A 24,220-nucleotide genomic window follows, 5' to 3' on the forward strand; every position below is an offset into this window, starting at 1 on the left:
CTACTCACTTAATCAAACGAATTAATTTTGCAACTCTAAACGCTAGCGAGCTTTTATATTTGCTCAACTCCTTATTGGTTTCATTGATCAGTTTTTTCATATCATTAATGCTGGATGCTTGATCAGAGATGGTTTGATCGCGATTGTCTATAACGGATGTTTTAGTATCGATAATATCAGTCTGGGCAGAGATGGTCTTGTCTCGTTCTCGGATAAGCAGTTCCATTGCATTCATGCCGTTAACTTTGTCATTAATAATACCCGTTTGGGCGGAGATAGCCTTGTCTCGCTCTCGGATAAGCAACTCCATTGCATTCATGCCGTTAACTTTATCATTAATAATATCTGTTTGGGCGGAGATGGTCTTGTCTCGCTCTCGGATAAGCCGCTCCATTACATTCATGCCGTCAACTTTATTATTAATAATATCTGTTTGGACTGAGACCGCCTTGTCACGTTCACGAATAACTTCATCCCGTAGAAAAATAGCCTGGGATATAGGTGATATATTAGTCAGCTTGTCAAAAAGCGGATGCTTTTCCCTCTGAACCAGTGATGAACTCTTTCTAAAGCAGGCGGTGACAAAAAAATTGTTCAAATCATAGTCAACTGCTTCAACTTGAAAGCCCACTTCTGTTGCCATGTAGGTAATCGTTGCATGGGATGGGAAGAAATAATGTTCGGGATAGATATATTGTTGATAGAACATCGGTAGCTGGAGGATTACACACCCTTCATCATTCAAAATACCGTACAGTTTATGCAGCAATTGCATAGGGCTTTCTAGATGTTCAAGGACATGCCAAAGTATAAACGCATGTGCTTTTCCGGGTAGTGTGGGTACTATGTTGTCAAGGAATTCATTGCCGGGAATTTCATAGAGATTGGTTTCTTGTAAATCATAGTATTCGCGCCCCAACGCAACAAGTTTCGACGCTGGTTCACAAGCATACGCGCTGTAACCCGCATCAAGCAGTGCACGTAGTAAACTGCCTCTGCCGGAGCCTAATTCTAAGATTAAATTTTCTGCAGTAACTGGTCCCAAGTGCTTTTGTAGAGCCTTGACAAGGCTTTTAACGTTTATCAGCACATTTTCAAGTTCTTCTTTGCTACTTTCATTCCACCAGTCTTCGTGAAATTTTACTTGCTGTGAAATAGCACCTATCTCAGAGGATGACTCAACTTTGTACTCTGGAATGAATGACTGACAGCAGGGGCAGATTGAGAACTTAATATCTATATCATTCGAATCAAAAAAAGACTCGGTGTAGTGGAGGTCACCACTTCCACATAAGTTACAAAGGTTTTTCATCTGTCTGCCCCGTAAAATTTAAAGTCGGTCAGTTTGTTAGTGAATACACCATGAATCGGGGTGTGCGAAATACTCTCAAATGCAAAAATACTATGGGCCCAACACTCGACTATATGATTGAGCGGGTCTGCACCCTGTCCTAGTCCTAATGTTAATGTGTATGTTCCATTTGTAATCGCAGGCCATTTAAAATAGATCGACCCACTTGTCTTTCCTGTCGATGTGACAGAAAATCCAAGATCAAGAGAAAGCGAGTTATCCCCGCATACGTGCATTCCGTTGCGATCTACTATTAAGTAACCAACAATTACTTCGTGAATCGGTTCAATGGCGACAATATCCATGTGTATTTCAATTTCGTCACCAGGGAAAACGGTCGTGCTATCGGAGGTTATATTAACTCCATTTATAACCGCAGTAAAACTCTCGAATTTAATGCTTTGTTTGCCGCCCATGGCGTCTGGTGAAATGGCTTTTTTTGCTGCTCCGATATCCGTCCGTTTCTTTTTTTCTAGCGTTGCATTGTTAAATGCGTTGTTGTGAGCGTTTTCTTCTGTGTTGCTGTGATTTATTTTTAAATAAGTTTCGATGCCGGTTTTGACATCGCCATTAAATATAACCTGCCCTTTGTTCAGCACTATTACGCGGGAGCAAAAATTATAGATTGCCTGCATGTCATGGGTGACTAGAAGCTTGGTGCAGGAGCTCAGTTTTTCCCGCATGTATCGTATACATTTTTGTTGGAAGAAAATATCTCCAACGGCAAGAGCTTCATCGACGATTAAAATATCTGGGTTTAAATGAGCCTGGACGGCGAATGCAAGCCGTACCACCATACCGCTAGAGTAGGTTTTAATAGGCTGGTCCATGAATTGGGCGATATCAGCAAATTTGGCAATGTCATCAAAGTGTAAGTCTACTTCGCTCTTTCCTAGGCCAAGAACTGCGGCATTGAGGTAAACGTTTTCTCTGCCTGTGAACTCTGGATTGAAACCAGAGCCAAGTTCCAACAGTGCTGCAATACGTCCGTTGGTCTGTATATCACCGCTTGTAGGGTTTAGTGTTCCGCAGATCATTTGCAACAGTGTGGATTTGCCGCTGCCATTACGGCCGATGATTCCGACGGTATCTCCCTTTTCTATTTTAAATGACACATCTTGAAGAGCTGTGAAAGGCTTATAGTACTGACTAGAGGGCATCCCTATAATTCGCTGAACTCGTGGCAGTATGAATTGTTTCAAGCGGTCATGAGGGCGCTCATAAACTTCATATTGTTTGCAAAGTTTATCTACTTGGATTGCGATATTGTTAGAGTACATCAGCAAAACCCTTGCGTGTCTTTTGGAACCAGATAAATCCGAACCACGCAATAAACATGCTGGCTACTATGTATATTCCCAGTATTTCTAAGTTTGGTGCTCTATTCCAAAATAGAACTTCTCGAGCGCTTTCGATCACGGGGGTTAGTGGATTCATGTAAAGCAGAGGCCGATACTGTTCGGGGATAGCCGTGACGGGATAAAATATTGGGGAAAGAAACATTAGCGTCGCTGTAATGATTCCGATGAACTGTGAAACGTCACGTAGGTATACTCCCAGAGATGCCAGTGACCAGGTGATTCCCATTATAAAAAATACAAGTGGTAGCAGGACTAAAGGTAGGTAAAGTGTTGTGATGTTTGGCACGCCGAAGAAACATAAATAAGCAATAAGCCAGACGATAAGACTAATGGAAAAATGGAACAGCGCAGAGCCTAGGTTAACCCATGGCAAAATTTCGAGGGGGAATAGTACTTTTTTTACATAATTTGGGTTGCCAAGGATTAGTCCTGGAGCGCGGTTTATGCATTCTGAAAACAAGCTGAACACCATCAGACCTGCAAATAATATTAATGCGAATTCGGTTTTTGAGTCGCTACCTACGCCCCAGCGCGCCTTGAAAATAACGCTGAACACAAAGGTATACACCGTAAGCATGAATAGCGGATTAAAGAATGACCAAAGGATCCCCATGAAAGAGCCCCGGTATCGGCCCACGACTTCACGCCTAATAGAGGCATTTATCAAGCTACGGTTTCGCCACAAGCTGGCGACCAGCTCACGGGGGCTGGCTGAAAATTTTTGCATCAGTCAAACACCTCTGGGTGCTTAAGGCACGGGGCAGCAGCATTTTTTGCTGCATGGGTTGGTTGGCCAGTTAGTGGCCAATTAATGTCCGATATCAGGTCGCTGCACCGCGGGCCGCGTTCATGTTTTTTTCGCATTGGATTCTTGGTTATGTAAAATGCCCGTCAGTATAAGGTATTGATACCACTCTATGAGTAAAGGCTTCGAGTTTGTTTTGGGGGTTGGAGATCTGCTTATCGTTGGTTATGGTCTTTTTACGGGAACCTTCGACTGCGTTGTGCGTACCGGCACGGATTGCTGCCGTTTGGCTGGTCAGAAATGGCTTTTTTGCCCAATGTTCGCGCAGAGGATAACCACCGCCTGAGGGGGGGGCGTCGATTCAAATCTCGAAATTTCCCCCTGCGTCCGTTGTTGAGCGCTTCAGGCTCGAGCATAGTTACTACAGGAGAAGTCAGGTACGTAGCAATCATCAGTAGACCGTCTCCACCTGAGTCTGTTTGAGGTGCTGACCACAGCCGTTTTTCAGTAGAGGTGCTGTGAGTGCCTCAAGCTGCTCGGCATTAATCCATTTTTGCCGGAAGGCAATTTCTTCCTGGCAAGCCACTTCGAGTCCCTGGCGATTCTCCAGAGTGGCGATGAGCTGACTGGCTTTCAGTAGGGATTCGTGAGTCCCTGTGTCAGGCCAATCGTAGCCGAGGCCCATGATCTCCACTGATAGGGTTTTCTGCTGCAAATTGATGCGGTCGACGTCGGTGATTTCTAGCTCGACACAAGGTGATGGTTTGACATTTTTGGCGATCTCCACGACTTGCTGATCGTAAAAATACAAACCGGTAACGGCGTAGTCGATTTTCGGGTGGATGGGTTTCTCTTCGAGGCTGATTGCTTTCCCTTGCACATTGAACTCGACGATACCGTAACGCTCTGGGTCACGAACATGATAGGCGAACACGCTAGCGCTTTGAGTTCGCTGAATTGCACTTTCCTGAAGCACCTGGAAGTGATAGATGTTGTCGCCCAGCACCAGCGTGCAAAGGTCGTTTCCGATGAAGCCCTCGGCGATCAGAAATGCTCGCGCCAGTCTGTCGGGTGAGGCTTGTGCCGCATATGACAGGTGGATACCCCAGTGCGCGCTGTCACCCAGCAGTTTCTCAAGTCGCGGGGTGTCTTCAGGCGTTGATATGATCAGAATGTCCCGAATTCCCGCCACCATCAGGGTCGTCAGTGGGTAATAGATCATCGTTTTGTCATAGATCGGCAGCAGTTGTTTGGAAATGGCCAGAGTCGCTGGATACAGGTGAATTCCCGAGCCATCTGCGAGAATAATACCCTTGCACTTTATCATGAATCTTTCTCCAAAAATCTCCTGAGCATCCGTGTCGTGCCGACTTGCCAGCTAGGGAGTCTCAGAGGAAAGATCTTTTGCATGTTTTTGTGTTGGGCGTACATCTCGTTCCGGCTGGATAGATCGCGGTAGAAGTGATCTCAATCTTTTCGAGTTACCTGAAGTCTACTAACGTCTCTTTGGCCTGCCAGAGGGTAAGGCGGATGAAATTAAATTCGTCGCGACGTTGCAGCGCTGTAGTATGGGGTCCGGCCCGCCTGTGGCATCTTTACCGAGCGGAGCGATTGTCGCGCGGTACGTCCTGCGTAATTCTTTTCAATCCAATCTCGATAGCTGCTCGATTGAGTATTGCTGACCCAGCTCTGATTTTCCAAGTGCCATTGCACCGTTTACGGACTCCTGTATCGAGCGTTTCCAGCCCGCCACTCGCTCAAGTTTGCGGGTATCAATGGCGTAGCGGTGATCGTGACCTGAGTGATCGGTAGCGTAGGCTATCTGCTGCTGGTAAGGTTTTCCATCAATGCGCAGGTGCACACGGTGCTCATTGTATCCAGATTGGGTTTCTCGTTCCAATCACTGCATTATAGGTTTCGCCAAGCTGGCCAGGCTCAAGCACTCGACGAATGGCGCTGCGGTGATCCTTGGCGTATAGCCAGCACGGATTTGTTGACTGTCACCGTACACCGACTTTGTCTTACCCGCCAAGGCGTTAGCGATCATCAGTGTGATGAGTTTTTCAGAAAGGTAATAAGTGTCGTAGTTATTAGAGCAATTAGTGGCAGGTGCTGGCAAGTCGTAGGTGTGATGGTAGGCGCGCGCCAAGTGATCGCTAGCCGCCTTGCTCGCCGAATATGGGCTGCTGCGCTCGTATTTGTGTTCTTTGCTAAACGCAGGTTTGTCTTTGCGCCGTGAGCCATAGATTTCGTCGGTTGACATATGAGGAAAGCGGGGCGTTTGCTGCGCTTCAGTCTCTAGAGTCCTCCAATATGCCTGCGCTGTTTTGACGATATTGGTCTCGATAAAGTCTTCCAAGTCATAAATGGAGCGGTCGACATGCGGTTCGGCGGAAAAATTCAGGACGGCCCGTGGCTGATGCTCTTCTAACAGACGCTTAGCCCATGTGGTGTCTGCTATTTCACCATGTACAAAAATATGTCGATCATCGTTCGCGAGGCAGCTGAGCGTATCCAAGTTTCCTGTATAGGTAAACTTGTCGAGATTTACTATGGTTTCATCACCTTGAGTCAACCAGGCTAGAGCGAAGCTTGTATCAGTAAGTCCGGCGCCACTGGTTACAAAAATAGTCAATATGTCATATTTTATTAAGTAAAGTGGCTAAAGTAAGTCCGAGGTTACCAAGGAATGTTTGCTTATGTATACCCGCCCTGAGCATGCCTACTGCTCTACCCAGGAGCTTTTTGTTTCGGGCTATTTTGAATTGAGTCAGAGTGGCTTGATGGTCTGGGCGAAGCTGAAGGTGCATTGTTTCGAGTGCGTGGATATTTTGATCTGTCCAATTGTAATTCCGCCCTTGCAATGCTGATCTTAAACGGCTAAGGCTAGCCTTCCAATTGGATCGGCTGCCAATGAGGTTCTCTTCGTGTTGGCGATATAGAACTTTGGGGATAGGATCATAGTGGATTATTCCGTCGGCTCCGGAAATTAGTTGATATGCCCACCAATCATGAGATGGCACAATCAAAGCGTCCCCCGCCTCTTGCAGAAGGTTGCGCGCTGCTTGGTTAAAGACTATGGTGTTGCCGCCACAAATGTTTTGTACTAGCGCATTAGTGAAGTGCGGCGGAAGGCGGAAGTTTACGGAGTGTCCGACTGGTGCGCCCGATTCACTTATCAGCTTAGTCCTACCACAGTAAAGCGCAGGAGTCGCTTTGGGAATCGTTTGTAACCAGGTTAGCGCGATCTGAAGTTTGTCCTCGCACCAGATATCATCCTGATCGGACCAAGCGTAAAAATCTGCTTGTATATCTGGGCGGCAAGTAAGGGAGAGAAAGTTGGCAGCGTAGCCTCGTTTTGGGCCATTCACTATCCTGAGACGTTCAGCCCCCCAGCTATTACTGTATGCTTGTAAAAGCTGCAATGTTCTATCCTGCGATCCGTCGTCAGAAACTACCAGCTTCCAATTGTTATGCGTTTGGAGTGAAAATGAGTTGAGTTGTTCGTGAAGAAAGCGTTCACCGTTGTACGTGCACATAAGTATCGCTACATTCGCCACGCTTGTCTCCGGTGGAAGGCCGGAACACGGCAGAGCACCCTTGTGATCAATAATGAAGGGGATTTTAATGAGGCGAGTCACAAGACCTTTTCCTGCGTGTTGGCCATGCGGAATTCTGCTGAGCTGGGTTGAGCCCGGGAAATATCCGTCAGCGCGAGAAAACCTGTCAAGGAGCCGACGCGCTCCTAATCTTCTCCTAAAATACCATAACCCTTTTTTTTTTTCTTGACAAAAAGTAGCCCAGCCAACGGCGAGCGTGGCAGGTTAACGTCGATAGGCAGGTTTGAAGGCGTAGCGTGGATGACATCTATAATGCTTCTGAAGTCGTCGCTGCCGATAGGATGAATGAGCCCCATGAAAGACAGGACACCATCCTCCTTTCTCACCATAAGGGATAGGCAAATGACAGTGTTTATGACTAATGGCGAAGATAAGAATGTAGAACTTCTCGGCGAGGAGCGGCATCGCCGCTGGAGCGCCGGGCAAAGGCTGGCCATGGTTCGCTAGAGTCTGGAGCCCCGACAGAGTGTGTCCGTGGTCGCCAGGCGCAACAGCATCAATGCCAACCAACTGTTCCTCTGGCGCAAGTTTTACCAGAGCGGCAGCTTTTCGGCGGCCAGTGCCGGCGCAGCCGTTGTACCCGCGTCCGAGTTGAGCGACACGTTCAAACAGATCCGTGAACCGCAACGGATGCTGGGCAAAAAAACCGGGGAAAGGCGATCCTCAAAGAGACCGTAGAGATCGCCTGCTCACGAAAGTGGATTGCGCACTCACTCTTGTTGTCAGGGGGGGGCGGTTAGTGAAGCTGGCTAGGCCTTCACTTTCGGGTGTTTGTGCCTGGCGTAATTGTCCAAGATCAGATGCAACTGAAGATGCTTGGGCGTTTCGCGATTGATCTTTTTGAGAAAAACCAGCCACTCCTATGCCGGTGTTGACGTTCGATGCAACTGATCAAGCGTCCTTGCGGATCGTCCAGCGCAGTGAACAAGATGGCAGTGCTGAAGCTGATTATAGTCATGCGATTGCGCACGGATATGCCTGATTCCCTGAGGCAGAGACTAGGCCGCTTGCGCTCCTGGGCTTGACCTGGCTTTTCTCATTGCAGCAGAACATCAACGCTCTGTCTGGCGGGCTGAGATGCAGTCCGATCACATCCCCAAACTACTCTTCGAAATGCCAAGCATTGGACAGATTGATGGTGCGGGTCAAGCGCGTTTTCAGGTCATTGGCGGTCCAGAGTTCATGCACGCTGGTGGCCGAGATTTCAGGCAGGTGACCATGGGGAGTGAGAAACCGGTCAAGTGTGCTATCTCTATCCTCGAACATCCTTGGGCTGCCAGCAAGATCATCCGGGAGCGACGGCCGTCGCGCTAGCTAATGGTGGCTGAACGGTACTCAGCGGCTCAGTTCGGTCTGTTCTTCTGGGCTGAGGATAATCTCTTGGGCGCTCACTTGCGGTCCCTCGAGCAATGAATGGTCGGAGTAGTATAGCAAGGATCTGAGAAAAACTATTTTTAGAACAGCACTCTAGGGTACGACCCATACTCCGGGACGCTTCTCCACGCATTATCAGGTACAGCATTTTCTCTGTGATGATGCTCCTTACGTAAGTACAATGTATTTCGCCGGTTCAACCAAGGGAGTAGGCCAGATTGGTACGGGGGAAGATGGATAGGCTGCGCGGGTTCTTGCTGGGTTTGCCACGACGCCAGAAGCGATTGATTCAAGTTCTGACGGACGTCGTTCTCGTTTGGGTCGCATTGTGGCTGGCATTTATCGTCCGCCTGGGGATCGACGAGATGATCAATCCTCTGAAGGTTCACCTCTGGCTGTTTCTCTGTGCTCCGGTTGTTGCTATTCCCCTGTTCATCCGCTTCGGCATGTACCGTGCCGTCATGCGCTACTTCGGCAACGACGCCCTCATAGCCATCGTCAAGGCCGTAAGCCTCTCGTCACTGATCCTGGCAGTCGTTGTCTATTGGTACAGCAATCACCAAACTGTGGTTCCGCGCTCCATCATCTTCAACTACTGGTGGCTCAGCCTGGTCATCATCGGCGGCTTACGCCTGTGCATGCGTCAATACTTCATGGGTGACTGGTTCACCGCCGCTCAGCACGTGCCGTTCACCAGTCGTGATGATGGTTTGACCAAGGTCGCCATCTACGGCGCGGGTGTTGCTGGCAACCAGCTCGTCGCGGCGCTTCGTATGGGGCGGGTAATGCGTCCTGTGGCCTTCATCGATGACGACGCGAGTATCGCGGATCGCTCTATTTCAGGCCTGCAGGTCTACAAGCCCAAGCATATTCGGCAGATGATCGATGTCACCGGCGCGCAGGAAATTCTTCTGGCGCTGCCGTCATCCACGCGAGCACGACGTAGGGAAATTCTGAATCTTCTGGAAGGCTTTCCGCTTCACATCCGTAGCGTTCCGAATTTCACTGACCTGGCCAGTGGGCGGGTGAAGGTCGAGGACATCCAGGAGGTCGACATTGCCGACTTGCTGGGGCGTGACTCGGTACCGGCTCAGCCTGATTTGCTGGAGCGTTGTATCAAGCGCAAAACGGTCATGGTGACCGGTGCGGGCGGCTCTATCGGTGCGGAGCTTTGCCGGCAGATTTTTTCTCTTGGTCCTACGACGCTAATCCTGTTTGAACACAGCGAGTTCAATCTTTACAGCATTCTTTCCGAGTTGGAGAAACGAGCCAGTCGTGAATCCCTGTCTGTTCGCCTGCTGCCTATCCTCGGTTCTGTCCGGCATCAGGAAAAGCTTCTGGACGTGATGAAAACCTGGAAAGTGGAAACGGTTTACCACGCAGCGGCGTATAAGCATGTGCCGATGGTTGAGCACAATATCGCCGAAGGCGTGTTGAACAATGTGATGGGTACGCTCAATACCGCACAAGCCGCTTTGCAATCAGGTGTCGCCAACTTTGTGCTGATCTCCACCGACAAAGCCGTGCGTCCGACCAATGTGATGGGTAGCACCAAGCGCTTGGCCGAAATGACACTGCAGGCGCTTAGTCGTGAGATTGCGCCGGTATTGCTGGGCGACAAGGCCAATGTATCGCGTGTCAACAAGACCCGGTTCACGATGGTGCGCTTTGGTAATGTGCTGGGCTCTTCCGGTTCGGTGATCCCGTTGTTCCATAGTCAGATCAAGTCGGGTGGGCCGTTGACGGTGACTCACCCGAAGATCACGCGCTACTTCATGACCATTCCCGAGGCGGCGCAACTGGTGATCCAGGCTGGTTCCATGGGGCAGGGCGGCGATGTGTTTGTGCTGGACATGGGTGAGCCGGTGAAGATTGTCGAGCTGGCTGAAAAGATGATCCATCTGTCTGGTTTGAGCATTCGCTCGGAGAAGAACCTGCAAGGTGACATTGCCATTGAGTTCACAGGTTTGCGCCCGGGTGAAAAGCTCTATGAAGAGTTACTGATCGGCGATAACGTCGCAGCGACTCAGCACCCAATGATCATGAGTGCCAATGAAGACCATCTGCCTTGGGACGTGCTCAAGGCGCGGCTGACCGAGCTGCTCGGAGCTGTCGAGCGGGATGACTACTCGCGGGTTCGTCAGTTGTTACGCGAAACCGTCAGCGGCTACACCCCCGATGGTGAAATCGTCGACTGGATCTACCAGCAACGCCGCCTCGAGCCCTGATTGTTACACACCCTGTAACCGATACATTTTTGACAGGCTCACAGCATGACCTAGGTTTGGGAGGCAGCTTCGGAAAAGCTGCTTCTTTCCTATCGATGTCATGGAGCGTCACTAATGCGTACAGGCTATTTCTACTCTCTGGTTTTTGCCCTGCTGACCAGCGCCTCTATTGCCGCTATCGCTGCACCAGCGACAAACACGGAGGCTGTAAGCGCGCCATTGACCGTACAGGTCGCACCGTCCGGGGAGGCTGCAAAAGTCGATCTCAATACGGCGGATGCAACGACACTGCAGCGGGAACTCGCCGGAGTAGGTGAGGCCAAGGCCAAGGCGATTGTTGCATATCGTGAGAGTAATGGACCGTTTGCATCGGTGGATGAGTTGTTGGAGGTCAAGGGCATCGGCAAGGCGATTCTGGACAAGAATCGCGACAAGCTTGAGGTGAACTGATTCGTAGCGCTAGCGCCAGAGGCCGGTCATTGACCGGCCTTTTTCGTTGGTGCACCCAATTGCGTCTTGCAGTGGCTGTTAGAGAAGTTGCGAGACGGTCAAGAGGACGTTGCCCGCAAAACTTTCATCTTGCACCGTAACGCCTATGATTTGTGTGGGCGGTTAAGCCCTTTGGTATCAGTCATTTTCAACGTCTCATCAGTGGAAACCGGTCCCATGAAAACGATGTTTGGTAGCCTGATACGCAACATTGGCCTGATTTCCCTGGGCAGCGTGCTGATCGCCACGGCTGCTCTGGCCGAGGAGGCACCGGGTATGCGTATCGGCGTGCGCGGTGAAATCACCGGCGTATCCGAAGAGGTCTTGAAGGTGCATGCCAACACGGGCGAGAACGTGATCATCCAGTTGACCAAGGACACCCAGGTTCGCGGTGTAACCCCGGCCAATATCGAAGACATCAAGCCCGGCAGCTACATTGGCTCAGCGGCAATACCGCAAGACGATGGCACGCTCAAGGCACTGGAAGTGCATGTGTTCCCACCTGAAATGGCTGGCACCGGCGACGGCCACCGTCCGTTCGATCTGGTCAAGGGCAGCAGCATGACCAATGGCATCGTCGGCGATCTGGTGGTCAACAATGGCCGAATCCTGACCGTCAATTACAAGGGTGGCCAGCAGACCATCCTGGTGCCGGAAGACGTGCCGATCGTCAACCTGACACCGGCTGATCGCAGCCTGCTCAAAGTCGGGGTCAAGGTCGTGTTGTTCGCCACTCAAAGCGCCGATGGCACCCTGACGGCGCAATCGATCTCGGCTGGCAAGGATGGCGTGGCACCGCCGATGTGAGTTACCGGCGGGTATGAAAAAGGCGACTACTGAGGTCGCCTTTTTCATTGCTGATCCAGCGCTTATTGCCCGCTGTAAATCTGGTCGAAAACCCCACCATCGTTGAAGTGGGTTTTCTGCACGGTGCGCCAGTCACCGAAGGTTTTCTCCACCGACAGGAAGTCGACTTTCGGGAAGCGGTCGGTGTGCTTGGCCAAAACGGCCGGGTCACGCGGACGCAGGTAGTTGGCGGCGGCGATTTCCTGGCCTTCCGGGGACCACAGGTACTTCAGGTATTCCTCGGCGGCAGCGCGGGTGCCTTTCTTGTCGACAACTTTGTCGACCACGCTTACCGGCGGCTCGGCCTCGGCGGAGACGCTTGGGTAGATGACTTCGAATTGGTCGCGACCGAACTCGCGGGCGATCATTTCCGCTTCGTTCTCGAAGGTCACCAGCACATCGCCGATCTGATTGGTCATGAAGGTGGTGGTGGCTGCGCGGCCACCGGTGTCGAGTACCGGGGCTTGTTTGAACAGCTTGCCGACGAAGGCCTTGGCCTTGTTCTCGTCACCGCCGTTTTTCAGCACGTAACCCCACGCCGACAAATAGGTGTAGCGGCCATTACCCGAGGTTTTCGGGTTGGGCACGATCACCTGCACGCCGTCCTTGAGCAGGTCCGGCCAGTCTTTCAGGGCTTTCGGGTTGCCCTTGCGCACGATAAACACGGTGGCGGAAGTGAACGGCGCACTGTGGTCCGGCAGGCGAGTTACCCAGTTGTCCGGGACCAGTTTGCCGTTGTCGACCAACGCGTTGATGTCGGTGGCCATGTTCATGGTGATGACGTCAGCCGGCAGGCCATCGATCACTGATCGGGCCTGTTTGCTGGAGCCGCCGAAGGACATCTGCAGGGTGATGTTTTCGTTGTGCTCGGCTTGCCAGTGTTTCTGGAAGGCGGTGTTGTAGTCCTTGTAGAAATCGCGCATCACGTCATAGGACACGTTGAGCAGGGTCGGTGCGGCCTGGGCCACGCTCGTGAGGGTCAGGCCAGCGGCCAGAAGTGAGGCGCCAAAGATCTTTTTCACTGCACATTCCTTTTGTTCGAGATGAAGGCAATTTGCCGTCGACTATAGCTGGGGCTACATATCCCTTTAAAGATTAAAAAGTACTTTGCTTATTCTATTTTCTTGAACAGTGCATTGCCGCAGCGTGAGCAAAATGCCGCGCTGTGTTCGTGCTGGTTTTTGCGGCACACCGGGCAGTCATGTTGCAGTTGTTCGCCGCGCATGGCGTTGGCCAGTTCGGCGGTAAAAATCCCGGTGGGGACGGCGATGATCGAGTAACCGGTGACCATCACCATCGCTGAGATGACCTGCCCCAAAGCGGTCTTGGGCACGATGTCGCCGTAGCCGACGGTGGTCAGGGTGACGATCGCCCAATAGATCCCTTTGGGGATGCTGGTAAAGCCATGCTCCGGGCCTTCGACCACATACATCAGCGTGCCGAACACCGTTACCAGCGTGCAGACGCTGAGCAGGAATACGATGATTTTCTGTTTGCTGCCACGCAGGGCGTCGAGCAGGTAATGGGCCTGCTTCAGGTAGGGGAGCAGTTTGAGCACGCGAAAGATCCGCAGCATACGGATGATTCGGATGATCAGCAGGTACTGCGCATCGCTGTAATAGATCGCAAGGATGCCGGGAACAATCGCCAGCAAATCCACCAGCCCGTAAAAACTGAAGGCGTAACGCAGCGGCCTGGGCGAGCAGTACAAGCGCAACATGTACTCGACCAGGAAGATCAGGGTAAAGCCCCACTCGAAGTACGCCAGGGTGTTGGCGAAGTTCTGGTGAACGTCATCGATGCTGTCGAGGATCACCACCACCAGACTGGCAAGGATGATCAGCAGCAGCGTTTTATCGAAGCGCCGCCCGGCCACCGTGTCGGTATGGAAAATCATCACGTACAGGCGCTTACGCCACGTGTCGTTGCTGTCCATTCAAATCGCCTTGGCCATAAATCAGCGCAGCCTAGGTTGATTCTCCGAGGTTTGGCAAGGCGCACTGTCTGTAGTTGCGTGGCGCAGCAGGCGAATACCCGAGCGCAGCAACCAGCAGGCGAGAATGAACGGCGCGGTCAAGGTCGCCAACCCCACGGCAGCAAACGCCGGTGTGAGGAGGATCGCCAGTGCAATACCCAGCAGGGGCAGCCAGGGTTGGCGGCGTTGCTGGCTGAAGGCGAGGGCGGCCAGCGCCGGGTTGTAGCCATACAGGCCGAGCAATGCGTCGGGCGTTTGGTTCAGCCACACGGCGCAGAGCAGACCCGCGGCGGAACCCAGCAGTGCCCAGAGCGCGGCACGGCGGTTGGCAAGCAGCAGCCCGACGACGATCAGCACGCCTGCCAAAGGATGGTCGAGGAAGATGACTTGGCCCAGGCCTCTGAACTCGGCGCCGAGCAGGCTCAGGGCGTCGAGTTCCGGCAGTGGTGTAGGTGCCGAATGGGCCGGGGCGGCAACGCTCAGCAGTATCCAGCCCAGTCCCACGAAAGGTGCGGTGTAGGCGGGTAGAAAATGCTGGTCGCGTGCGCGCTTGAGCCATTGCTGGGTGACGATCGCACTCAGTCCACCGCTGGCGAGGATCAGTGGCGGCAGCATGGCCGACCAACTGAACTGCAGGCTCAGCAAGAGGCCGAGTAAGACGCCGTTGTAGCTGAAGAGTCCGGCTTGGCGATCAGCCTTGGCGTAGCCGCGACGTTGCGCAGTGAGCAAGCCGGCCACGCCCCCCAACAGGGCGCCGCCGAGCAACGTCGGAGCGCTAAACAGGATGGCCAACAGGCACAGCAGGCCGCACAGCGGATGGCGCTGGAGGAAAATCTGACTGAAACCGTTGAGCAGGGCAGTGGCCCAGTCGGGGCAGTGGGTGTTGAAGTGGTTGGCAGGCATGTTGGGGTCTAAGGGCAGAGGAAGCACCAAGGAGTTGCATCAAGCCCGTGGCGAGGGAGCTTGCTCCCGCTGGGGCGCGGAGCGGCCCCAAAACGTATCCCGTTTTTTATAGGAGGAATCGGGATTACGTATCACGACTGCTGTGCAGTCGAGCGGGAGCTAGCTCCCTCGCCACAAAAGCTGTTCGCTAAATCAACGTCTCTATACGCAACGAGTTCGTTGATCCTGGCTGACCGAAAGGCACACCCGCAGTGATCAACAACGTATCACCACGCTTGGCCATGCCTTGCGCCTGGGCGATTTCCAGGGCGGTGGAGCACACCTCGTCGACCTGCCGCAAACGATCGTTGACCACCGAGTGCACGCCCCACGCCACGCTCAAGCGCCGCGCGGTTTGCAGGTTCGGCGTCAGGTTGAGGATCGGCACCGCTGGCCGCTCCCGCGCCGCACGCAAACTCGAACTGCCGGACTCGCTGTAGTTCACCAGCACCGCTACTGGAAGGATGTTGCTGATCCGGCGGATCGCACAGCTGATGGCGTCCGAAGTCGTGGCTTCGGCTTTTGGCCGGCTGACATCCAGTTGCGCCTGGTAATCCGGACCGCTTTCGACCTGACGGATGATCTTGCTCATCATCTGCACCGCTTCGAGCGGGTAATCGCCAGAAGCGGTTTCCGCCGAGAGCATCACCGCGTCAGCCCCTTCAGCTACCGCGTTGGCGACGTCGGTTACCTCGGCCCGTGTCGGCGCCGGGGAGAAGCGCATCGACTCAAGCATCTGGGTCGCCACCACCACCGGTTTGCCGAGCTGGCGGCAGGTGCTGATGATGTCTTTCTGGATCTGCGGCACGCTCTCGGCCGGCACTTCCACACCGAGGTCGCCACGGGCAACCATGATCGCGTCGCTCAGCTCGGCGATTTCGCGCAGTTGTTCAACGGCCGACGGTTTTTCGATTTTCGCCATCAAAAAGGCTTTGTTGCCGATCAGTGCGCGGGCTTCACGAATGTCTTCAGGGCGCTGCACAAATGACAGCGCGACCCAATCGACACCCAGCTCCAGGCCAAAACTCAGGTCGCGACGATCCTTGGCGGTCAGCGGACTGAGGTCGAGCACCGCTTGCGGCACGTTGACGCCTTTGCGGTCCGACAACTCGCCGCCATTGAGCACCGTGGTGTCGATGGCATCGGCGTACTTGGTCACCACCCGCAAACGCAGTTTGCCGTCGTCCAGCAACAGGTCCATGCCGGGTTCCAGCGCGGCGATGATTTCCGGGTGCGGCAGGTTGACCCGCCGCTCGTCACCCGGCGTGGCGTCGAGGTCCAGGCGCAGGGCCTGACCGCGCACCAGTTGCACCTTGCCCTCGGCAAACTGGCCGACCCGCAGCTTCGGGCCTTGCAGGTCCATCAGAATGCCCAGCGGGTAATTGAGTTGGCGCTCGACTTCGCGGATCCACTGGTAGCGCTGGGCGTGGTCGGCGTGATCGCCGTGGCTGAAGTTCAGGCGAAAGATATTCACCCCGGCTTGCACCAGCTCGCGGATGTCATCTATCCCGTCAGTGGCCGGGCCAAGGGTGGCGAGGATTTTGACTTTTTTATCAGGCGTCATGTTCAGGGCTCTCGAGGATCAGGATGGCGCGGAAGTCGTTGACGTTGGTGCGCGTCGGTTCGGTGACGATCAGCCCGTCGAGCGCAGCGAAATAGCCATAGCCATTGTTGTTGTCCAATTCGTCGCTGGCGCTCAAACCGAGAGCCGTGGCGCGGGCGTAGCTGTCCGGGGTCATGATTGCGCCGGCGTTGTCCTCGGAGCCGTCGATGCCATCGGTATCACCGGCCAGCGCGTAGACGCCGGGCAGGCCTTTGAGGCTATCGGTCAGGCTCAGCAGGAACTCGGCGTTGCGTCCGCCTCGACCATTGCCGCGCACGGTGACGGTGGTTTCGCCGCCCGAGAGAATCACGCAGGGCGCCGCCAACGGCTGAGCGTGCAGCACCACCTGGCGGGCGATGCCTGCGTGGACTTTCGCCACTTCGCGGGATTCGCCTTCCAGATCGCCGAGGATCAACGGGCTGAAACCGGCCTGGCGCGCTTTCACCGCTGCCGCTTCCAGGGATTGCTGTGGTCGGGCGATCAGCTGGAAATGGCTACGAGTGAGGCTCGGGTCGCCAGGTTTTACCGTCTCCGATTCGGGGCTTTGCAACCAGCTGCGTACCGACGCCGGAACCTCGATAGCGTAGCGCTTGAGGATCGCCAGGGCTTCAGCCGAGGTGCTCGGATCGGCCACGGTCGGGCCGGAAGCAATCACCGTGGCGAGGTCGCCCGGGACATCGGAAATCGCGTAGGTATAAACCGTCGCTGGCCAGCAGGCTTTACCGAGGCGGCCGCCCTTGATTGCCGAGAGGTGCTTGCGCACGCAGTTCATCTCGCCGATGGTCGCGCCGGATTTGAGCAGGGCTTTGTTGATTGCCTGTTTGTCGGCCAGAGTGATACCGGCTGCGGGCAGGGCGAGCAGGGCCGAACCGCCGCCCGAGAGCAGGAAGATCACCCGGTCGTCTGCGCTCAGGTTACTGACCAGTTCCAGCACCCGTTTGGCTACCGCCAGACCGGCCGCATCAGGCACTGGGTGGGCGGCTTCGACCACTTCGATTTTTTCGCAAGGGGCGCCGTGACCGTAGCGGGTGACCACCAGGCCAGACACTTCACCCTGCCAGCAGCGCTCGACCACCTGGGCCATGGCCGCGGCGGCTTTGCCGGCACCAATGACGATCACCCGACCGCTGCGATCTTTCGGTAAATGGGCTTCGAGGACCTGCTGCGGATGGGCCGCGTCGATGGCTGTGGCAAACAGCTCGCGCAGGAATTGTTGCGGATCGACCGACATGGCGGGCTCCCGGAATTCTTGTTATTGGGGATATCGAGACTTGCATAGCCCCTGTAGGAGCAAGGCTTGCCCGCGATCCAGACACCACGGTGTTTCAGCTGCACCGAGGCGATTCGATCGCGGGCAAGCCTTGCTCCTACAGAGGGTCAAGCTAACCCTCTGTAGCAGGGCTTACTTATCGCGAATCGAGAAGTTCGCCATGTGTTCCAGACCTTTGATCAGCGCCGAGTGGTCCCAGTTGCTACCACCGAGGGCCGCGCAGGTGCTGAACACTTGCTGGGTGCCCGCGGTGTTGGGCAGGTTGATGCCCAATTCGCGCGCACCGGCCAACGCCAGGTTGAGGTCCTTCTGATGCAGGCTGATGCGGAAGCCTGGATCGAAGGTGCCTTTGATCATGCGCTCTCCATGTACTTCAAGGATCTTCGAGGAGGCGAAACCGCCCATCAGCGCTTCACGGACCTTGGCAGGATCGGCACCGTTCTTGGAGGCGAACAGCAAGGCTTCGGCCACGGCCTGGATGTTCAGCGCCACGATGATCTGGTTCGCCACTTTGGCGGTTTGACCGTCGCCATTGCCGCCGACCAGGGTGATGTTCTTGCCCATGCTCTGGAACAGCGGCAGCGCGCGTTCGAACGCATCGCTGTCGCCACCGACCATGATGCTCAGGGTCGCAGCCTTGGCACCGACTTCACCACCGGACACCGGAGCGTCAAGGTATTGCGCGCCTTTCTCGTTGATCTTCGCCGCGAAGGCTTTGGTCGCGGTCGGCGAGATCGAGCTCATGTCGATGACCACTTTGCCTTTGCCGACACCGGCGGCGACGCCATCGGCACGGAACAGCACATCATCGACCTGTGGGGTATCCGGCACCATGATGATGATGAATTCGGCTTCCTGAGCGACTTCTTTCGGGCTCGCCAGGGCGACCGCGCCAGCGGCAACCAGGTCAGCCGGAGCAGCGTCGTGGTGCGCCGACAGGAACAGGCTGTGACCGGCTTTCTGCAGGTTCAACGCCATTGGGTGGCCCATGATGCCGGTGCCGATAAATCCGATTTTAGCCATGAGAAAATCCTCTTGTTTTTATAGCTCTGTTCGCAACTCCACCTACAGGTAAACCTGACTCCTGTAGGAGCAAGGCTTGCCCGCGATGAACGATGACGCGGTCTTCGATCAGATTGCGTTATGGGTTTTCAACCAGCCAAGACCCGCTTCAGTGGTGGTCAGCGGCTTGTATTCACAGCCGATCCAGCCCTGGTAGCCGATGCGGTCCAGGTGTTCGAACAGGAAGCGGTAGTTGATTTCACCGGTGCCCGGCTCGTTGCGGCCCGGGTTGTCGGCCAGTTGAATGTGGTTGATCTCTTCCAGGTGCGTCGCCATGGTGCGGGCCAGGTCGCCCTCCATGATTTGCATGTGGTAGATGTCGTATTGCAGGAACAGGTTGGCGCTGCCCACTTGTTCGCGAATCGACAGCGCCTGGGCGGTGTTGTTCAGGTAGAAGCCCGGGATGTCGCGGGTATTGATCGCTTCCATCACCAGTTTGATGCCCACCGCTTGCAGCTTGTCGGCGGCATATTTGAGGTTGGCGACAAAGGTCTTTTCCACGGTGGCGTCGTCGACGCCTTGTGGGCGGATACCGGCCAGGCAGTTGACTTGGGTGTTGCCCAGAACCTGTGCATAAGCGATCGCCAGATCGACGCCGGCGCGGAACTCTTCCACGCGATCCGGATGGCAGGCGATCCCGCGCTCACCCTTGGCCCAGTCACCGGCCGGCAGGTTGAACAGCACTTGGGTCAGACCGTTGGCATCCAGTTGAGCCTTGATGTCGGCGGAGCTGAAATCGTAAGGGAACAGGTATTCGACACCACTGAAGCCGGCTTTGGCGGCCGCTTCAAAGCGGGCAAGAAAATCCTGCTCGGTAAACAGCATGGACAGGTTGGCTGCGAAACGCGGCATGGTGGTCTCCTGTAAAAAATATGTGCCTGTAGCAGCTGCCGAGGCACGAGGCTGCGTTGGGCTGCGAAGCGGCCCCCGACGGCGGTCCTGCGGACACGCAACGCAGCCTCGTGCCTCGGCAGCTGCTACAGGTGACAAGTCATTCTTAATCCAGCAACGAAATCGCTGTCGGTGCGTCGCTGCCGACCAGCGCCAGATCCTCGAATTCGTTGACGGCGTTGATCTCGGTGCCCATGGAAATGTTGGTCACGCGCTCCAGGATGATCTCGACGATCACCGGAACCTTGAACTCCTCGATCAGCTCCTCGGCCTTGCGCAGGGCAGGGGCGATGCCCGCCGGCTCGAACACGCGCAACGCCTTGCAACCCAAACCTTCGGCAACCGCTACGTGGTCCACCCCGTAACCATTGAGCTCCGGTGCGTTGAGATTGTCGAAGGACAATTGCACACAGTAGTCCATGTCGAAACCGCGCTGCGCCTGACGGATCAGACCCAGGTACGAGTTGTTCACCACAACGTGGATGTACGGCAGTTTGAACTGCGCGCCCACCGCCAGTTCTTCGATCATGAACTGGAAGTCATAGTCGCCCGAGAGTGCCACGACCTTACGGCTCGGATCGGCCTTGACCACGCCCAGCGCTGCCGGAATGGTCCAGCCCAGAGGGCCGGCCTGACCGCAGTTGATCCAGTGACGCGGTTTGTAGACGTGCAGGAACTGCGCGCCGGCAATCTGCGACAGACCGATGGTGCTGACGTAGCAGGTGTCTTTGCCGAACACCTGGTTCATCTCTTCGTACACGCGCTGCGGTTTGACCGGCACGTTGTCGAAGTGAGTCTTGCGGTGCAGGCTGGCCTTGCGCTGCTGGCAGTCTTGCAACCAGGCGCTGCGATCCTTCAGTTTGCCGGCGGCTTTCCACTCGCGGGCGACTTCGATGAACATTTTCAGCGCCAGGCCGGCGTCGGAAACGATGCCCTGGTCCGGGGTGAATACGCGGCCGATCTGGGTCGGCTCGATGTCGACGTGAATGAATTTTCGGCCTTCGGTGTACACCTCGACCGAACCGGTATGACGGTTGGCCCAACGGTTACCCACGCCCAGCACCACGTCGGATTTGAGCATCGTCGCGTTGCCGTAGCGGTGCGAAGTCTGCAGGCCAACCATGCCGACCATCAGCGGGTGATCGTCCGGGATCGTGCCCCAACCCATCAGGGTCGGGATCACCGGAATACCGGTCAGCTCGGCGAATTCCACCAACAGGTCGCTGGCATCGGCGTTGATGATGCCGCCGCCGGCTACCAGCAATGGACGTTCAGCCTGATCGAGCATGGCCAGGGCTTTCTCGACTTGCTTGCGGGTTGCCGCGGGCTTGGCCAATGGCAGTGGTTCGTAGGTGTCGATGTCGAATTCGATTTCGGCCATCTGCACGTCGAACGGCAGGTCGATCAGTACCGGGCCCGGACGGCCGGAGCGCATTTCATCGAAGGCTTTCTGGAACGCGTAAGGCACCTGGCCCGGCTCCAGAACGGTGGTCGCCCACTTGGTCACCGGCTTGACGATGCTGGTGATGTCGACGGCCTGGAAGTCTTCCTTGTGCATACGGGCGCGGGGTGCCTGGCCGGTGATGCAAAGAATCGGGATCGAGTCGGCCGAGGCGCTGTAGAGCCCGGTGACCATGTCGGTACCGGCTGGGCCGGAAGTGCCGATGCACACGCCGATGTTGCCGGCCTTGGTGCGGGTGTAACCCTCGGCCATGTGCGAGGCGCCTTCAACGTGGCGAGCGAGGACGTGATCGATGCCGCCGACCTTTTGCAGGGCGGAGTACAGCGGGTTGATTGCAGCGCCCGGAATGCCAAAAGCGGTATCAACCCCTTCACGGCGCATCACCAGAACGGCGGCTTCGATTGCTCTCATTTTGCTCATGGTTTTGTGCCTCTTTACGTTTTGTAATTGTATACAAGTGGCTTTGCGCAGAGTGTATTCACGGCGGACGGCGCAGGTCAATCCATTTTCTCAAGCGGCTGTTTCATTCGTCGGAGGGCCGAAATACTGTGGCGTTTCGTCGCATGAGCCGTATTTCGAGAATTATTGTATACAAAAAAATAATTCATTGTGTTCTATTTGTTGTGTCGGGCTTCTCAACAAACAGAACCCAAAGGGCTTTCCCATAACAAGATAAGGACGGCACCCATGAGCGCTTTAACCTTGAAAGTCGCAGTCAGCCTGACCAATCGGGCTATCGTTGCGGGGCGCAAGATCGCCGCGGCACCGCTGACCATTGCAGTACTCGATGCGGGCGGGCATTTGTTGAGCCTGCAACGCGAAGACGGCGCGAGCCTGCTTCGTCCACAGATCGCCATCGGCAAAGCCTGGGGCGCGATCGCGCTGGGTAAAGGCTCGCGGCTATTGGCACTGGACGCGCAACAGCGCCCGGCGTTTATCGCCGCGTTGAACAGCCTGGGGCAGGGCAGCGTCGTACCCGCACCGGGCGGGGTGCTGATTCGTGATCAGGACGGGGTTGTGCTGGGGGCCATCGGCATCAGCGGCGACACTTCGGACATCGACGAGCAATGCGCGATCAACGCCATCGAGGAACAGGGGTTGCGGGCGGATGCGGGTGTCAGTGCTTGACCTGGAGTAAGCCGATATCGTCTGTTAAAGGATAGCGGTGACGAGAGAGGGGGACGTCTATAGACTGTCGCCCCCTCTCGTTCTGTATCAAGGAAGATCCCGCGTGAAAACGCTTTTTGGTATTACCCTGTCTGCGATTCTGGCTCTAGGCATTTCTTCTGCGCACGCCGAAACTCTGGATGCCGATGAGATTGCTTTTCAGGCGCTAAGCCCGGTTGTCAGCGCGTTGCTCAACAGCGAAGACGCTGACGAATTAATGGTTAGAGCCGATAAACTCGAATCCACGGATACCCTGCAGGCTATCGCCGTTTACCTGGCTGCCACCCGTGAAGACCACAAGCAAATACTGGCGCCTTATCAAGTGGCGGCGCTATTTGCCCGACGCGGGGATGACAAGCTGGCGGAGCGCTTTTTGAAGGTGGCCGATGACCGAGGCCTGTGGTTCGGTCCGCAGCTGGCGGGTGACGAAGACTTTGCCGATCTACGTCAGACGTCGACCTTCAAGAGCGTGTTGGCCAATGCTCAGCAGCGTTACGCAAAGATCGCCAAAGGCAAGGTCGGCGCGATTTCAGTGTTGAATCCTCCTGCAACTATCCCCGTTCCGGCGGCTTGTCGTCCCGTGTTGGTATGGCTGCATGGTTACGGCGTCAACGGTGAGGTGGATGAGAGTTATCAGCCGCTCGCCGACACCGGGGCAATTGTGTTGGGGATCAACGGCACGGAAATGATCAACGCTGTCGACAGCTTTCGCTGGATCGGTCCAGGTTTCGAGGGAACACATAAAGCGGTACAGAACGGCCTGAAAGAACTGGCCGCGCAACAATGCATCGACCGCAAGCGTGTTTATTTGATGGGGTTCTCTCAGGGCTCTCAGCATGCCGGCGCGCTGTTGGCACAGCATCCTGAGGATTATGCCGGAGCGTTGCTGTTGTCACCCGGTGGTAATCAGCCGACGCCTACGGTGAGCAAGGCTCGCGGGAAAAAGGTTTACGTAATCAACGGGAAAATGGAAGGGCCGGGTAATCAGCAGATGAGTGCCGATTTCCGCAAACTGTTTAGTGAAGGAAACGAGGTCAAGTCCACCACCCATGACGGGGGACACTTCTTCCCGGAGGACTGGAGAACATCACTACCGCTGGCGTTGCGTTGGATGATGGGCACTGAAGCCTGAGACCAACAGATCGCAGGCTTCGCCAGCTCCTTGCCGAACGCGTTGGAGTCGCCGAAGGCTGCGATCTCTTAATCAGTCCGGCTCGCAGCCCTTGAGCACCAACCGAATGATGGTTTGCGCCGCGGCTTCGTAGTCGCTTTCATCCAGTTTGGCCTTGCCGGTGACGGCGGAGATCTGCCAGTCGAAGTCGGCGTAGGTCTGGGTCGCGGCCCAGATGCTGAACATCAGGTGGTTGGGCTCGATCGGGGCGATCTGGCCGCGATCGATCCAGGTCTGGATGCAGTCGATGTTGTGCTTGGCCTGGGCGTTGAGCTGTTCGACCAGGTCGGCGCTCAGGTGCGGCGCACCGTGCATGATCTCGCTGGCAAACACCTTGGATGCGAACGGCAGGTCGCGGGAGATGCGAATCTTCGAGCGAATGTAGCCGCTGAGCACTTCGCTCGGCACGCCATCCGCGTTGAACGGCGTCGAGGCCTGGAGAATCGGCTCGATGATGCTTTCCAGGACCTCGCGGTAGAGGTTTTCCTTGGATTTGAAGTAGTAATAGACGTTGGGCTTGGGTAACCCCGCCTTGGCCGCGATGTCACTGGTTTTGGTCGCAGCGAAGCCTTTGTCGGCAAACTCTTCACTGGCGGCACGCAGGATCAGTTCTTTATTGCGCTCGCGGATAGTGCTCATAAACCAGGTGATTCCTTGCCGATA

Annotated in this window: 20 protein-coding genes and 2 pseudogenes; 6 read left to right on the forward strand and 16 right to left on the reverse strand. The window is 55.2% G+C overall.

Annotated features, from left to right (window positions below; all coding sequences use genetic code 11):
• Positions 1–4: 4 nt before the first annotated feature.
• The 6 genes and pseudogenes from AC1RJ3_RS16955 to AC1RJ3_RS16980 form a co-directional block, all read right to left on the reverse strand.
• Positions 5–1,312: a class I SAM-dependent methyltransferase gene (locus AC1RJ3_RS16955; protein WP_493079552.1), complete on the reverse strand. Its 1,308-nt coding sequence runs from the start codon at positions 1,310–1,312 to the stop codon at positions 5–7.
• Positions 1,309–2,631: an ABC transporter ATP-binding protein gene (locus AC1RJ3_RS16960; protein ID WP_493079553.1), complete on the reverse strand. Its 1,323-nt coding sequence runs from the start codon at positions 2,629–2,631 to the stop codon at positions 1,309–1,311. Before AC1RJ3_RS16960 ends, AC1RJ3_RS16955 begins: the two co-directional genes overlap by 4 nt.
• Positions 2,621–3,439: an ABC transporter permease gene (locus AC1RJ3_RS16965; protein WP_493079554.1), complete on the reverse strand. Its 819-nt coding sequence runs from the start codon at positions 3,437–3,439 to the stop codon at positions 2,621–2,623. Before AC1RJ3_RS16965 ends, AC1RJ3_RS16960 begins: the two co-directional genes overlap by 11 nt.
• A gap of 469 nt (positions 3,440–3,908) precedes the next feature.
• Entirely contained in the window at positions 3,909–4,781 is an 873-nt protein-coding gene (gene rfbA, locus AC1RJ3_RS16970; protein ID WP_493079582.1) for a glucose-1-phosphate thymidylyltransferase RfbA, read from the reverse strand.
• 293 nt (positions 4,782–5,074) lie between these two features.
• Positions 5,075–6,092: pseudogene (locus AC1RJ3_RS16975) on the reverse strand (dTDP-glucose 4,6-dehydratase); the annotation flags it as partial.
• Between the two features lie 4 nt (positions 6,093–6,096).
• Entirely contained in the window at positions 6,097–7,098 is a 1,002-nt protein-coding gene (locus tag AC1RJ3_RS16980; RefSeq protein ID WP_493079555.1) for a glycosyltransferase family 2 protein, read from the reverse strand.
• Between the two features lie 429 nt (positions 7,099–7,527).
• On the opposite strand from AC1RJ3_RS16980, the gene AC1RJ3_RS16985 reads away from it, so the two are divergent.
• The gene (locus AC1RJ3_RS16985; RefSeq protein WP_493079583.1) at positions 7,528–7,755 is read left to right on the forward strand and encodes a transposase; all 228 of its coding nucleotides are present in this window, start codon (positions 7,528–7,530) and stop codon (positions 7,753–7,755) included.
• A gap of 74 nt (positions 7,756–7,829) precedes the next feature.
• On the opposite strand, the pseudogene AC1RJ3_RS16990 reads toward AC1RJ3_RS16985, so the two are convergent.
• Positions 7,830–8,469: pseudogene (locus AC1RJ3_RS16990) on the reverse strand (transposase); the annotation flags it as partial.
• Between the two features lie 215 nt (positions 8,470–8,684).
• Between AC1RJ3_RS16990 and AC1RJ3_RS16995 the strand changes: the two are divergent.
• The 3 genes from AC1RJ3_RS16995 (at position 8,685) to AC1RJ3_RS17005 (ending at position 11,975) form a co-directional block, all read left to right on the forward strand.
• The gene (locus tag AC1RJ3_RS16995; RefSeq protein WP_493079556.1) at positions 8,685–10,679 is read left to right on the forward strand and encodes a polysaccharide biosynthesis protein; all 1,995 of its coding nucleotides are present in this window, start codon (positions 8,685–8,687) and stop codon (positions 10,677–10,679) included.
• A 114-nt stretch (positions 10,680–10,793) separates the two neighbouring features.
• Complete coding sequence (locus AC1RJ3_RS17000) at positions 10,794–11,129, forward strand: ComEA family DNA-binding protein (protein ID WP_493079557.1); 336 nt, start codon at positions 10,794–10,796, stop codon at positions 11,127–11,129.
• 216 nt (positions 11,130–11,345) lie between these two features.
• The gene (locus tag AC1RJ3_RS17005) at positions 11,346–11,975 is read left to right on the forward strand and encodes a DUF5666 domain-containing protein (protein ID WP_493079558.1); all 630 of its coding nucleotides are present in this window, start codon (positions 11,346–11,348) and stop codon (positions 11,973–11,975) included.
• A gap of 62 nt (positions 11,976–12,037) precedes the next feature.
• On the opposite strand, the gene AC1RJ3_RS17010 is transcribed toward AC1RJ3_RS17005, so the two are convergent.
• The 8 genes from AC1RJ3_RS17010 to gcl form a co-directional block, all read right to left on the reverse strand.
• Positions 12,038–13,036: a sulfate ABC transporter substrate-binding protein gene (locus AC1RJ3_RS17010; RefSeq protein WP_493079559.1), complete on the reverse strand. Its 999-nt coding sequence runs from the start codon at positions 13,034–13,036 to the stop codon at positions 12,038–12,040.
• A gap of 89 nt (positions 13,037–13,125) precedes the next feature.
• Entirely contained in the window at positions 13,126–13,950 is an 825-nt protein-coding gene (locus AC1RJ3_RS17015) for an ion transporter (RefSeq protein ID WP_493079560.1), read from the reverse strand.
• A 21-nt stretch (positions 13,951–13,971) separates the two neighbouring features.
• Positions 13,972–14,892 (reverse strand): urea transporter, encoded by a 921-nt coding sequence (locus AC1RJ3_RS17020; RefSeq protein ID WP_493079561.1) that lies wholly within the window; start codon positions 14,890–14,892, stop codon positions 13,972–13,974.
• Between the two features lie 187 nt (positions 14,893–15,079).
• A complete protein-coding gene (gene pyk, locus AC1RJ3_RS17025) occupies positions 15,080–16,495 on the reverse strand; it encodes a pyruvate kinase (RefSeq protein ID WP_103315858.1) in 1,416 nt (471 codons plus the stop codon).
• Positions 16,485–17,765 carry a glycerate kinase type-2 family protein gene (locus AC1RJ3_RS17030; RefSeq protein WP_493079562.1) on the reverse strand — a complete coding sequence of 427 codons (1,281 nt, stop codon included), beginning with the start codon at positions 17,763–17,765 and terminating at the stop codon, positions 16,485–16,487. Before AC1RJ3_RS17030 ends, pyk begins: the two co-directional genes overlap by 11 nt.
• A 171-nt stretch (positions 17,766–17,936) precedes the next feature.
• Positions 17,937–18,827: a 2-hydroxy-3-oxopropionate reductase gene (locus AC1RJ3_RS17035; protein WP_103315860.1), complete on the reverse strand. Its 891-nt coding sequence runs from the start codon at positions 18,825–18,827 to the stop codon at positions 17,937–17,939.
• Positions 18,828–18,935: 108 nt separating this feature from the next.
• On the reverse strand, positions 18,936–19,718 hold the full coding sequence (gene hyi / locus AC1RJ3_RS17040; RefSeq protein ID WP_054593439.1) for a hydroxypyruvate isomerase: 783 nt from the start codon (positions 19,716–19,718) through the stop codon (positions 18,936–18,938).
• A gap of 145 nt (positions 19,719–19,863) precedes the next feature.
• Positions 19,864–21,639 (reverse strand): glyoxylate carboligase, encoded by a 1,776-nt coding sequence (gene gcl, locus AC1RJ3_RS17045; RefSeq protein ID WP_493079563.1) that lies wholly within the window; start codon positions 21,637–21,639, stop codon positions 19,864–19,866.
• A gap of 267 nt (positions 21,640–21,906) precedes the next feature.
• Here gcl and AC1RJ3_RS17050 point away from each other — a divergent pair, with 267 nt between their 5' ends.
• Complete coding sequence (locus AC1RJ3_RS17050) at positions 21,907–22,347, forward strand: GlcG/HbpS family heme-binding protein (RefSeq protein WP_054593437.1); 441 nt, start codon at positions 21,907–21,909, stop codon at positions 22,345–22,347.
• A gap of 103 nt (positions 22,348–22,450) precedes the next feature.
• Entirely contained in the window at positions 22,451–23,518 is a 1,068-nt protein-coding gene (locus AC1RJ3_RS17055; RefSeq protein WP_493079564.1) for an alpha/beta hydrolase, read from the forward strand.
• A gap of 72 nt (positions 23,519–23,590) precedes the next feature.
• On the opposite strand, the gene AC1RJ3_RS17060 is transcribed toward AC1RJ3_RS17055, so the two are convergent.
• Positions 23,591–24,196, reverse strand: coding sequence for a TetR/AcrR family transcriptional regulator (locus AC1RJ3_RS17060; protein ID WP_054593435.1), 606 nt, complete (start codon positions 24,194–24,196; stop codon positions 23,591–23,593).
• Positions 24,197–24,220 lie beyond the last annotated feature (24 nt).

The organism is Pseudomonas sp. GW822-FHT04C11, assembly GCF_058800905.1.